Below are 11940 nucleotides of genomic sequence, written 5' to 3' on the forward strand. Positions count from 1 at the left end.
GTGTCCGACTCAACGAGAGGATCACACCATGCGCATCGCTGTCGCCGGCTCGACCGGACTCGTCGGACGCAACGTCGTCGCCGCGGCCACCGCCGCCGGGCACGAGGTCGTCGGGCTCGCCCGCGAGAACGGAATCGACCTCACCTCCCCCGACGGACTGGCCGAGCGCCTCGCCGGTGTGGACGCCGTCATCGACGTGACGGCAAGTCCCGGCATCGAGGGAGACGCGGCCCGGACGTTCTTCACGACCGTCGCCCGCAACCTGGGCGAGGCCGCGACGGCGGCCGGCGTCTCCCGCTCGGTCGTGCTCTCGATCATCGGCGTCGACGCGATGCCTGACTACGGCTACTACGAGGCCAAGCTGGCGCAGGAGCAAGCCGTCATCGAGCACGCTCCCGGCCCGCGCATCCTCCGCGCGGCCCAGTTCCTCAACTTCCCGGCGCAGATGCTCGAGTGGTCACGCCAGGGCGACGTCGTCACGCTGCCGGAGATGAAGACCCAGCCGGTCGCCGTCGAGGAGATCGCACGACTGTTGCTGGCGCTGGCCGACGGCACCGAGACGCGTACGCACGTCGAGCTCGCCGGGCCGAAGCCGGAGGAGCTCGCCGACCTCGTCCGTCAGGTCGCCGCGCACCGAGGAGTCGACGTGAAGATCGAGACGCGGGTCGAGAGCCAGGCCATGGCCGACGGCGCCTGCCTGCCTGGCCCGGACGCGGTCATCGCCGGCCCGGACTTCGCCACCTGGCTCGCCGAGCAGGACTAGCCGGGAGGCCAGCCGAGCGCGCGGCCGGCGAGCACGTGGGCATGGCAGTGGAACACCGTCTGGTGCGCGTCGGCACCAGTGTTGAAGACCAGTCGGTAGGACCCATTGCCCTCTGTCTCGGCGATCCGCTTCGCCTCGCCCAGCAGTGCGATCGTCGCCTCGGCGTCGGCCGCAGCGAGGCTGCCGATGTCGGGCTCGTGCCGCTTGGGGATCACCAGCACGTGAGTGGGCGCCTGCGGGTCGAGGTCGCGGAACGCCACTGTGTGGTCGGTGGTCGACACGATCTCGGCGGGAATGTCACCCACGACGATCTTGCAGAAGATGCAGTCCGGATCAGAGGCGCTCATTTGAACGCGTCCTTGATCTTGCCGAACACACCCTTGTGGTTGTTGGCGATCAACGCCTCGGGACGCTCCTCGTCGCGGAGCCTGGCCAGCTGCACCAGCAGCTCGCGCTGCTCGTCGTCGAGCCGGGCCGGCGTCTCGACGATGACCTGCACCTTGAGGTCGCCGCGACCCGAGCCACGCAGGCGCGGCACGCCGTGACCCTTGATCGTCAGGGTGTCGCCGGACTGGGTGCCGGGCGCGACGTCGAGCTCGACCGTGGTGGAGCCTTCGGGCGGCTCGGGCAGATCGGCCTCGAGCGTCGGCAGGTCGAGATGCGTGCCGAGCGCGGCTGCCGTCATCGGCACCGTGATCTGGCAGAACAGCTGGTCGCCCTTGCGCTGGAAGACCGCGTGGCGGGCGACGTTGATCTCGAGGTAGAGGTCGCCGGCCGGTCCCCCACCGGGTCCGACCTCGCCCTCGCCCGACAGCTGGATGCGGGTGCCCTGGTCGACGCCGGCCGGGATCGTGACCGAGATCGAGCGGCGCGAGCGGACCCGACCCTCGCCGGCGCACTCGGGGCACGGGTCGGGGATGACGGTGCCGAACCCATGACACGTGGGGCAGGGTCGGGACGTACGGATGTCGCCGAGCAGCGAACGCTGCACGTGCTGGACGTCGCCGTGGCCGTGGCACGTGCGGCACGTGACGGGCTGTGAGCCGTTGGCCGCGCCGCTGCCCTGGCACGTCGTGCAGGTGACGGCCGTGTCGACCTTGATCTCGTGGGTCACGCCGAACGCCGCCTCGGCGAGGTCGACATTGAGGCGCAGGAGGGCGTCCTGGCCGCGCTGGGTGCGGGGCCGCGGTCCGCGGCTCGCGTTCTGGCCGAAGAACGCATCCATGATGTCGTCGAAGTTGAAGCCCTGACCGCCGAAGCCGCCGCTGCCGTGGGCGCTCAACGGGTCGCCACCACGGTCGTAGGTCGACCGCTTCTGCGGGTCCGAGAGCACCTCGTAGGCGACCGTGACCTCCTTGAAGCGGTCGGAGGCATCCTCGGCGCTGTTGACGTCGGGGTGCAGCTGACGCGCGAGCTTGCGGTAGGCCTTCTTGAGCTCGTCGGCGGTCGCATCGCGCCCGACACCGAGCGTTGCGTAGTAGTCCTGGGCCATCAGTCGTGGGGTTCCTTGATCACGTGGGTTCAGTTGTCGGCCAGCATGCGGCCGACGTAGCGGGCGACGGCGCCGACGGCGGCCATCGTTGCGGGATAGTCCATGCGGGTCGGCCCGACGGTGCCGAGCGTGGCGAGGGCCTGGTCGTCCAGCCCGTACGCCGAGGAGACGACGGCCGTGCTCGACAGGCTCTCGTGGCCGGTCTCGCTGCCGATGCGCACCGTGAGACCACCGGTGGCCTCACCGAGCAGCTTGAGCAGGACGACCTGCTCCTCGATCGCCTCGAGCACGGGCTTGATCGCGGTGTCGAAGTCGCTGCCGAAGCGTACGAGGTTGGCCGTGCCGCCGACCGCGATGCGCTCGTCGGACCGCTCGTTGGTGAACGTCTGCGACAGGGTCGTGACGATCGAGGTGACGATCGGCCGGTCGTTGGGGGCGAACGTCTCGATCATGTCGGCGAGCCGCAGCGACGCCTCGGGCAGCCGCTGGCCGACGGTGGCCTGCGTGATCCGCGAGCGGATGTCGCCGACCAGCTGGTCGGTGGGGGTCTCGACGAGCTCGATGATGCGCTGCTCGACGCGGCCGCTGCTCGTGATGACCACGAGCAGGACACGGGCGCCCTCGAGCGCGACGACCTCGATGTGCCGCACCGTGGAGCGGGTCAGCGAGGGGTATTGCACGATCGCGACCTGGTTGGTGAGCTGGGCCAGGACGCGTACGGACCGCTGCACGACATCGTCGACGTCGACCGCACCGGTCAGGAACGTCTCGATGGCCCGGCGCTCCGCCGGCGACAACGCCTTGACGGTCGCGAGCCGGTCGACGAACATCCGGTAGCCCTTGTCGGTCGGGATGCGGCCGGCGCTCGTGTGGGGCTGCATGATGTAGCCCTCGTCCTCGAGGGCTGCCATGTCATTGCGGATCGTCGCGGGCGACACGCCCAGCTGGTGCCGGTCGAGCAGCGAGCGGGAGCCGACGGGTTCCTGCGTGGCGACGTAGTCCTCGACGATGGCTCGCAGCACGTCGAGGCGACGGTCGTCAGACATGCAATCCCCTCTCCGCGAGCCTGCTGGCACTCTCCCTGGTCAAGTGCCAGTCTAGCGATGTGCGGGGAATCCAGACGAATGACGACGGCACGATCGTGGTCGAGGGCGCCGAGCGCACCCTGACCTACGCACCTCGTCTCGTGACCCTCGACGACGGCACGACAGTGGCGCACGAGTCGCAGGGCGGCGAGATGTCATCGGTCTGGGCGACTGATCTCGGCGGCGACTGGTTCGTCGAGGTGGCGCACCTCGGCGACGGGCCTGTCGGCGGCGAGCTCGTGATGACCGCGACCCACATCGGTCTCGACGAGACGGTTCGCTACGTGACGATCGGCGACCTGTGGGCCGACGAGCTGCCCTCGGACGTACCGCCGAGCTGGCCGGTCGCGGTCGACCTCGCACTCGGCCTGATGGAGGGCGACGTCCACGTCGTCGGCGCCGACATCACCAAGGACGACGTCGAGACGCTGCATCAACGACTTCTGGGGGCACTGCATGGTTGACCGATACGGCACCGACGTCCTGTCGAGTGACTGGCGCAAGCCGCCGCGAGGTCGCACGACCGAGGTCGTCGTCGAGCACGGCATGGTCGTCGAGGACGCCACGACCGGGTTCTGCGGCGAGGTCATGATCATCGAGAAGGACCTCGGCATGATGATCCTCGAAGATCGCCGGCTCGTACGCCGGTCGTTCCCGTTCGGCCCCGGATTCCTGCTCGACGGCAAGCCGGTCAACCTGCGGCCGCCGTCCGCTGCGACCAAGGCCACCTCCGGGCGTACGGCATCGGGTTCTCGGGCCGTCGCCGGCGCCAGGGCGCGCGTCGCATTGCCGAGCCGCATCTATGTCGAGGGACGCCACGACGCCGAGCTCGTCGAGAAGGTGTGGGGCGACGACCTGCGCATCGAGGGCGTGGCGGTGGAGTACCTCGGCGGCATCGACGACCTCTCGTCGATCGTCGACGAGTTCGCGTCTTGGCCCGACCGCAGGCTCGGCGTCCTGGTGGACCACCTCGTACCGGGCTCCAAGGAGACCCGCATCGCGCAGCAGGTCTCCGGACGGCCACACGTTCTCGTCGTGGGCCATCCGTACGTCGACGTGTGGCAGTCGGTCAAGGCCGACCGCCTCGGCATGGCCGCGTGGCCCGTCATTCCCCGCGGCACGGACTGGAAGCACGGCATCTGCGAGGCGATGGGCTGGCCCCACCGCGACCAGGCCGACATCTCGCGCGCGTGGAAGCACATCCTCGGCCGGGTCGACTCCTACGCCGACCTCGAGCCGGCGTTCCTCGGCCGCGTCGAGGAGCTCATCGACTTCGTCACCGCACCCTGAGATAGACCGTCCGGCTGCTCGCAGTGAACGCCACCGATCGCCGATAGCGCACGCTGATCGTCCAGCGTCCCTTGCGTTGCCGCGGCAGGGTCACGGTCTGCCGCGTGCCGCTGGTCATCGTGACCCGCTTGAGCAGGGTCGTGCCGCGCATGACGTCGACCACGCCGCTCGCCTGGGTCGGCGCGAGGCTGATCCGGACCTTGGGGTGCTGGGTCCGGGCGATCGACGAGTCGACGAAGGAGGCACGTGTCACCGACGTCGCGCGGATCGTCACGTCCCGCTGTCCGAGCAGGACGTCATCGCCGGCCGTGCCCGGGGTGTTGAGGGCATACAGGAACATCGAGATCGGTCCCCTGGTGCCCACATGGCTGATGCGGTGAAACCGGAAGTACTCGCTCTCGAACGTGTACGTCTCGGCGCCTGCCGTGCCGCGCGGCCCGCCGAGACTCACCAGGTAGGTCCGGCTGCCGGCGGCGGCATCGGGGTCCGTCGCCGATCCCCAGAAGTCGAGCGTGCCGGCATCGGGCGACGTCACCGAGGTGAACTCCCCCGACGGCGAGCCGTCGGACTCCGGATAGTGGATGAAGCCGGACGGCCAGGTCCCGTCGAGCCGCGTCATCAGGCGCCAGCGGAAGTCGCCGTTGAGGTTGTCCTCCGAGACCAGCACGGCACCCGGGAGGACCGCCTCGACGTACGCCACATGACCCGACGTCGCCGAGGCTCCCCCAACCCCGGCGTCCCACCAGGCAACAGCCCCGACGACCGGCGCGTCGTCGACCGGGATGCCGGCATGGATCGCCGCCGGACCCCACGTCAGGGCACTGTTGGTGCCCGGCGGCCGTGCGACGAGTCGGCCATGGGTCAGCCGGTATGCCGCGTAGTTGGTGCAGTTGTGGCCGCCCGTCATGCTCCAGAACGACTGTTGATAGACGGTCCCGTAGCCGCCGTCCGTACGACCGACCGTCAGGCAGCCGGTGAAACCCGTGCAGAGCACGGTGATCGTCGCTCCTTGGGCCGGTGCGGCCCACAGTGATGTGACGAGCGCGACGACAACCACCACCAGTCGCACCGGCCCATGCGCGTGGCGCATAACTCCCTCGCCGTTTCTCCCCCCGAGCTCCCAGGGTCCACTCCCATAGACCCACTCCCTGCTCGGAGCGTAGGCCGTAACTTCGCGTTACTTCAGCGAATCGGCGTCATTCGACGAGCTCGCGCACGACGGCATCCGCAAGGAGGCGGCCGGTGCGGGTCAGGACGAGCCGGTCGCCCTCGCGGGTCGCGAGCCCGCGCGACACGACGCCCGGCACCGCGGCACTGGCCTCGGGACCGAGGGAGTCGAGGTCCAACCCGGTGCGCAGCCGAATCTCCAGCATGATCTGCTCCATGCGTGCGGTGGCCGTGTCGATCGTCTCGCCATCGTGGCGAGGTGACTCCCCCGCAGCCAGCCTCTGGGCGTACGCCGCCGGGTGCTTGACGTTCCACCAGCGCTCGCCGCCGATGTGGGAGTGCGCGCCGGGGCCGATGCCGAGCCAGTTGTCGCTGTGCCAGTAGAGGACGTTGTGCCGGCACTGGGCCGCGTCGTCGGTCGCCCAGTTGGACAGCTCGTACCACCCCAGTCCCGCGGCGGAGAACAGCTCGTCGGCGAGGACGTACTTGTCGGCGGTCTCGTCGTCGTCGGGCATGACGACCTCGCCACGCCTGACCTTGCGCGCGAACGCCGTGCCGTCCTCGACGATCAAGGCGTATGCGCTGATGTGATCGGGTTCGAGGGCGATCGCCTGCTCGATGCTGGCCCGCCAGTCGTCGATCGACTCCCCCGGCGTGCCGTAGATCAGGTCGACGCTGAGCTGCTCGAACCCGGCCTCACGCGCCCATCGCACGGCCTGGGGCACGCCCGCAGGGTCGTGCGTACGGTCGAGGGTCGCCAACACGTGCGGCACGGCGGACTGCACGCCGTACGAGATGCGGGTGAAGCCGCCGGCTCGCAGTGCCGCGAGCGAGTCGGGCGTGACGCTGTCGGGGTTCGCCTCGGTCGTGACCTCCACGTCGTCGGCGAGGCCGAACGTACGGCGGATCGCGTCGAGGATGCGGACGAGGTCCGCCGACGGGAGCTGGGTCGGCGTGCCGCCGCCGAAGAACACCGTCTCGACCGCCGGCGCGCCGGTGAGCTCGCGGCCGGCGCGCTCGATCTCGAGGATCGCCGTGTCGGCGTACGACGCCCGTGTGGCGCCCTCGCCCAGCTCGTCGGCGGTGTAGGTGTTGAAGTCGCAATAGCCGCAGCGCACCGAGCAGAACGGCACGTGGACGTAGACGCCGAACGGTCGCTCCCCCAGCGTGGACAGGGATCGTTCGGTCAGGGGCACACCGTCAAGCGTAGAAGCCGTCGAGGATGTCCTTGTTGTTGGCTTCGACGACGTTGCGCTTGACCTTGAGGCTGGGCGTGATCTCGCCGTTCTCGATGCTGAGGTCGTGGTCGAGGATCGCGAACTTCTTGATCGTCTCCCAGCGGTTGAGCTTGGAGTTGAGCTCGTCGATCTGGCTCTGCAGCAGGTCGTGGATCTCCTGCGACGCGACGACCTCGGCGTAGGACTTGCCGGCCATGCCGTGCTTGCCGGCCCACTCCGCGACCCCGTCGGGGTCGAGCGTGATGAGCGCCGAGCAGAAGTTGCGCTCGTTGCCGTGCACGACGATCTGGCTGGTCAGCGAGCTGATGCCCTTGAACATGCCTTCGATGTGCGGCGGGGCGACGTACTTGCCGCCCGAGGTCTTGAACAGCTCCTTCTTGCGGCCCGTGATGAACAGGAAACCGTCCTCGTCGATGCGCCCCTCGTCGCCCGTGTGCAGCCAGCCCTCGGAGGTGAGCGACGAGGCGCTCTCGGCGTCGAGGTTGTGATAGCCCTGCATGATGTGCGGGCCCTTGATGAGGATCTCGCCGTCCTCGGCGATCTTGGCCTCGCTGCCGGGGAACGGTGTGCCGACCGATCCGAGCTTGAAGCTGGTCGGCTGGTTGACGAACGCCCCGGCCGACGTCTCGGTCAGGCCGTAGCCCTCGAGGATCAGGACGCCTGCGGCGTGGAACCACTCGGCGATCTCGGGCGACAGCGCGGCCGCACCGGAGATGAAGAAGCGCACGCGGCCGCCGAAGCGGTCACGCACCTTGGAGAACACGAGCTTGTCGGCGACGGTGAACTTGGCCTTGAGCACCGGCGAGACGGACTTCCCGGAGCGCACCGCGCGGGAGTACTCGACGCCGACGCTCTCGGCCCAGCGGAAGATCTTGAGCTTGGCGCCGCCCTCGGCCTCGGCCATGCCGACGATGCGGCCGTAGGCCTTCTCGAAGATGCGGGGCGCGGCGCCCATGAACGTCGGCTTGATGATCGCCAGGTTGTCGACGATCTTGGGGACGCGACCGTCGATCGCCGTCGGGAAGCCGATCGCGATCTGCGTCGACAGCAGGACCTTGCCGAACGAGTGCGCCATCGGGAGCCACAGGAACTGCAGGTCGTCCTCGCTGAGGAAGCCGCCGGAGACGATGACCGCACCCTCGTACGTCCAGCCGTCGTGGCTCAGGCGTACGCCCTTGGGCCGGCCCGTGGTGCCGGACGTGTAGATGAGGGTCGCCAGCGAATCAGGCTTGGTGGCGGCGACGCGATCCTGGACGACCGTCGGGTGCTGCTCGAGGTAGGCCTCGCCGAGCTTCTCCAGCTCATCGAAGCCGATGACCCAGTCGCCGTCGGTCGTGCCCTCGAACACCACGACCTTGATGATCGACGGCAGCTCGGAGTGCTTCTCGCGGAGCTTGGCGACCTGCTCGTCGTCCTCGGCGAAGACGATGCGGCTGTCGGAGTCGGCCAGGATGTAGGCGACGTCGTCGGACATCGTCGACGGGTAGACCGTGGTCGTGGCTGCGCCGGCGGCCAGGACCGCGAGGTCGGCGAGGATCCACTCGAGGCGCGTGCCGGAGGCGATCGCCACCCGCTCCTCGGGCTCGATGCCGAGCGACACGAGGCCGGCGGCGAGGCGGGTCACCCGCTCGCCGGTCTCGGACCAGGTCATCGAGTGCCAGTTCTCGTCCTCGTCGGGATAGCGGTAGGCCTCGCGCGGGCCCGACTGCTCGACCCGCGAGAAGAACGCGGCGCCCATGCTCGGGGCCCGGTCGTTGACGATCTCGATCTGTTCAGGGGTGGCGACGGTGACGGTCATGGCGGAGTCCTCTGGCGCGAGCGTACGGAGAGCGGGGGCTGTGGTGCCGATCACCCTAACTTACTGCCGAGTCACGTCGCAGTGTTGTTGTTCCGCGCACCCAAACGCCGCGCCACGAACGAGTCGAGACGCGGCTCGTCGGCCAGCAGCGGGATGAGGTGCCGCTCGGTCGTCAAGGCGCGGAACAGCAGATCAACCGTCACATCGTGGGTGCGGTGCTCGACGACCTCGATCCGGTCGCCCGCCTGCACCGCCCCGGGTTCGAGGACGCGGAAATAGGCGCCCGGCCGACCCTCCAGCGTGAAGCGCTTGACCCACTGCGGCTCGTCGACGAATCCCTGGAACACCGAGCACGGGATGCGTACGCCCGACAGCTCCAGGAGGGTCCCGCCGATCCGCCATCGCTCGCCGGCGCGGGCGGCGTTGAGGTCGATGCCCTGCGTCGTGAGGTTCTCGCCGAACAGGCCGGCCCGGAGCTCACGGCCGAGGATCCGTTCCCACGCATCGAGGTCCTCACGGGCGTACGCGTAGACCGCCTGGTCGGGGCCGCCGTGATGCTTCAGGTCGGCGATCTCGTCGTCGCCCACACCGAGCGGATGCACGTGAACCGCCCCTTGGGCCGGCCGCTTGTCGATCGCCGACCGCTTGAGCTGCCCCCACGGCACGTCGACGGTGGACCCGGTGTTGACCGACTCGACGAACGACATGGCCAGAGGCTACCGATCACCCCGCCGCGCGCTGCTGCCGCCTGGCCCCGGGCGCGCCGCCGAACCCGCCGGCGCCGGGGAACCGCGTCGTCGTGCTGTCGCCTGAGGGCAACGCGGCGTCGAGGTCGGCGATGACGACCTCCTGCCCCTTTGTGAGCCCCTGCGTGATCGACGTGCGAGTGGGCCCGACGACGCCGACCGTGACGGCCGTACGTACGGGATTGCCGTCGGTCAGCACCGAGACTGTCGTGCGCCCGGTCGTCGAGACGGCTGACGACGGAACCGTGAGGGCGTTCTTCGCCGTGCCGATGACGAGCGCGATCGATGCCGTCGAACCCTCAGGAGCCGCGACGCTGCCCCTCAGGTCCAGCGTCACCGGGTAGGTGGCGGAGTCGGTGCTCGAGTCGGGCAGCAGGCCGATCGACGTGACGGTGCCGGTGACGGGCTTGCCGCCGGCCGGGCTGACGGAAGCCGTCTGCCCCTTCTTGACGTCGGCGACCTGGGCGGCTGTGACGGTGGTCTTCGCCGTCGTGCCGCCGGTGCCCACGATCACGGCGACGACGTCGTCTGCGCTCACGGAGTCGCCCTTGGCCGCCGAGACGGAGAGGATCTTGCCGCCGAACGGTGCGGTCAGGTCGGCCGCGTCGCGGTTGCGCTTGGCCTCGGTGAGTGCCGCCTTGGCGGTGTCGATCGCGGCTTGGTCCTGCGCGAGGGTCGCCGCGGTCGCGGTGCCTCCGCCGCTCCCACCACCGGCTCCCGCACCCGATGAGCCCGTGCTGCGACTTTCGGACGTACCGGAGCCGCTCGGTGATGACGACGAGCCCGGCGCCGGCGTGGACGACTTCTGGATCTCCGTCACGGCGGCACCGAGCGTCTTGGCCAGAGCCCCGAGCGCGGCCTGCAAGGTGTCCTGCTTGGCGGCCACGACGTCCTGCGCGGCCTGCACCGCATCAAGCGCCGTGGTGCACGCGTCCGACCCCCCACTTGATGCCGGGTCGGCGGCATCGGACGGTGGATCGGTGCCGTCGGGCGTCTTGCAGGCGTCGGACTGGGCCGCGAGGGCCGTCTTGGCGGCCGCGATCGCGGTCGTCGCCTCCGTCTGCGCGGCCGTGACCGCACCCTGCTGCTGCTTGAGCGCGGCGAGGGCCGCCTTGAGCCTCGGCGAGACGGTCGACGACGAGCCGCTAGACGGCTGCTTGGACGAGCCGGTCGAGCCCGATCCGCCCGTGGCAGCCGTCGTGACCGTCGAGGACTGGCTGCTCTGGTCCGAGGCGAGCTGAGCCTGAGCCTTGGCCAGGGTCGCCCGGGCCTTGGTCACCGCGGTCTTCAGGTCGGCGTCGTCGAGGGTCGCCAGCACCGTCCCCGCTTTGACGACGTCACCGACCTCGACGCCGACCTTCGTGACCGCACCCGCGACACCGAACGACAGATCCTGTCGCGACGACGCCGCGATCGTGCCGGACAGCGTGAGCGTACGGTCGACGTCGCCGACCGTGACCGTGGCGGTGCGATAGGCGCCGGACGGGCCCTGCGCCTGGGCGTACGCGACCCCACCGCCCGCCACCACCACGGCCGCGGCCGTGGAAGCCACGAGCAGTCGACGCTTCACGAGCGACCCGCTCCGCGGCCGCCGAACCCGCCGAACCCGCACTCGCCTTCGACCGGCTGGGTCACCTCGATCGTGGTGGCGGCGATCGCACCGGTGTCGTCGGCCTTGCCACGGCTCGTCAGGCATGCCCCGACCTTGACCTCGGCGGCCGTGCCGGCCTTGGTCGTCGTGTACGTCGTCGAGCCGGACGTCATGACACTGACCGAGGTCGTCGAGTCGTCGCTGCCGAGCCGGCTCGACGCGACGGTGAAGCCCGAGTCGGAGACCGCGGTCACCTTCCCGATGGCGAACCCGCCGAACCGTCCCCCGGGAGCGCCCGACGGGACGCCCGACGGCAGGTCGGTCGGCCGCGGGCGGTTCGCCTCGCCCGACGGCCGGCCCGCGACGCCCGGCCGGCCGAGGGTGCACGTGCCGCCCGTCGCCTTCGTGATCCGCACCGACGCTGCGGCGACCTTCGTCGTCGAGGCACCTTGCTCGTCGGACGTCACCATGACGCACGAACCGACCGTGACCGCCGCGGCATCGGTGCTGACTTGAGTCGTGAACGTCGTGCTGCCGGTCCACGAGACCGCGACCTGCGAGTCGTTGCCCTGCACCTGCGCGGTCGATCCGGACACCTCAGTGACCTTGCCCGATCCACCTGGCATACGTCCGCCGGCCGGTTGTGCCGCCTCAGCGTTGCCCGAGGACGGCGCTGCCGATGACGGGTCGGATCCTCCACAGCCGGCCGCGACCAGGCCGATCGTGACGCAGAGGACGGACGTGGCGAGGACGTGTTTCATACGGGACTC

Annotated in this window: 12 protein-coding genes; 3 read left to right on the forward strand and 9 right to left on the reverse strand. The window is 69.9% G+C overall.

What is annotated here, in order from left to right; translation table 11 throughout:
- Positions 1-28: 28 nt before the first annotated feature.
- Positions 29-763, forward strand: a complete 735-nt coding sequence (locus tag ESP70_RS04130; protein ID WP_149688059.1) for an SDR family oxidoreductase — start codon at positions 29-31, stop codon at positions 761-763.
- Here the strand turns inward: ESP70_RS04130 and ESP70_RS04135 are convergent.
- From ESP70_RS04135 to hrcA, 3 genes are read right to left on the reverse strand one after another with little or no spacing between them, the layout of a single operon-like run.
- Positions 760-1110, reverse strand: a complete 351-nt coding sequence (locus tag ESP70_RS04135) for an HIT domain-containing protein (protein WP_149688060.1) — start codon at positions 1108-1110, stop codon at positions 760-762. The two genes, ESP70_RS04130 and ESP70_RS04135, sit on opposite strands and share 4 nt — an antisense overlap.
- Entirely contained in the window at positions 1107-2255 is a 1149-nt protein-coding gene (gene dnaJ, locus ESP70_RS04140) for a molecular chaperone DnaJ (protein WP_149688061.1), read from the reverse strand. Before dnaJ ends, ESP70_RS04135 begins: the two co-directional genes overlap by 4 nt.
- 29 nt (positions 2256-2284) lie before the next feature.
- Positions 2285-3301: a heat-inducible transcriptional repressor HrcA gene (gene hrcA, locus ESP70_RS04145; RefSeq protein ID WP_149688062.1), complete on the reverse strand. Its 1017-nt coding sequence runs from the start codon at positions 3299-3301 to the stop codon at positions 2285-2287.
- Positions 3302-3360: 59 nt separating this feature from the next.
- Here hrcA and ESP70_RS04150 point away from each other — a divergent pair, with 59 nt between their 5' ends.
- Both ESP70_RS04150 and ESP70_RS04155 read left to right on the forward strand, forming a co-directional pair.
- Positions 3361-3804, forward strand: coding sequence for a hypothetical protein (locus ESP70_RS04150; RefSeq protein WP_149688063.1), 444 nt, complete (start codon positions 3361-3363; stop codon positions 3802-3804).
- A complete protein-coding gene (locus ESP70_RS04155; protein WP_149688064.1) occupies positions 3797-4630 on the forward strand; it encodes a DUF3097 domain-containing protein in 834 nt (277 codons plus the stop codon). The genes ESP70_RS04150 and ESP70_RS04155 overlap by 8 nt, the downstream gene beginning before the upstream one ends.
- On the opposite strand, the gene ESP70_RS04160 is transcribed toward ESP70_RS04155, so the two are convergent.
- The 6 genes from ESP70_RS04160 to ESP70_RS20000 form a co-directional block, all read right to left on the reverse strand.
- A complete protein-coding gene (locus tag ESP70_RS04160; RefSeq protein ID WP_188110478.1) occupies positions 4617-5690 on the reverse strand; it encodes a CHAP domain-containing protein in 1074 nt (357 codons plus the stop codon). The genes ESP70_RS04155 and ESP70_RS04160 overlap by 14 nt on opposite strands.
- A gap of 136 nt (positions 5691-5826) precedes the next feature.
- Positions 5827-6993 carry a radical SAM family heme chaperone HemW gene (gene hemW, locus ESP70_RS04165; RefSeq protein ID WP_149688066.1) on the reverse strand — a complete coding sequence of 389 codons (1167 nt, stop codon included), beginning with the start codon at positions 6991-6993 and terminating at the stop codon, positions 5827-5829.
- A 4-nt stretch (positions 6994-6997) separates the two neighbouring features.
- Positions 6998-8833: an AMP-dependent synthetase/ligase gene (locus tag ESP70_RS04170; protein WP_149688067.1), complete on the reverse strand. Its 1836-nt coding sequence runs from the start codon at positions 8831-8833 to the stop codon at positions 6998-7000.
- A 71-nt stretch (positions 8834-8904) separates the two neighbouring features.
- Complete coding sequence (locus ESP70_RS04175) at positions 8905-9540, reverse strand: MOSC domain-containing protein (RefSeq protein WP_149688068.1); 636 nt, start codon at positions 9538-9540, stop codon at positions 8905-8907.
- A 16-nt stretch (positions 9541-9556) separates the two neighbouring features.
- A complete protein-coding gene (locus ESP70_RS04180) occupies positions 9557-11149 on the reverse strand; it encodes an efflux RND transporter periplasmic adaptor subunit (RefSeq protein ID WP_188110479.1) in 1593 nt (530 codons plus the stop codon).
- On the reverse strand, positions 11146-11931 hold the full coding sequence (locus ESP70_RS20000; RefSeq protein WP_188110480.1) for a hypothetical protein: 786 nt from the start codon (positions 11929-11931) through the stop codon (positions 11146-11148). Before ESP70_RS20000 ends, ESP70_RS04180 begins: the two co-directional genes overlap by 4 nt.
- Positions 11932-11940: the final 9 nt, after the last annotated feature.

Origin of the sequence: Aeromicrobium ginsengisoli (genome assembly GCF_004134905.2) — a bacterium.
Classification (GTDB): domain Bacteria; phylum Actinomycetota; class Actinomycetes; order Propionibacteriales; family Nocardioidaceae; genus Aeromicrobium; species Aeromicrobium ginsengisoli.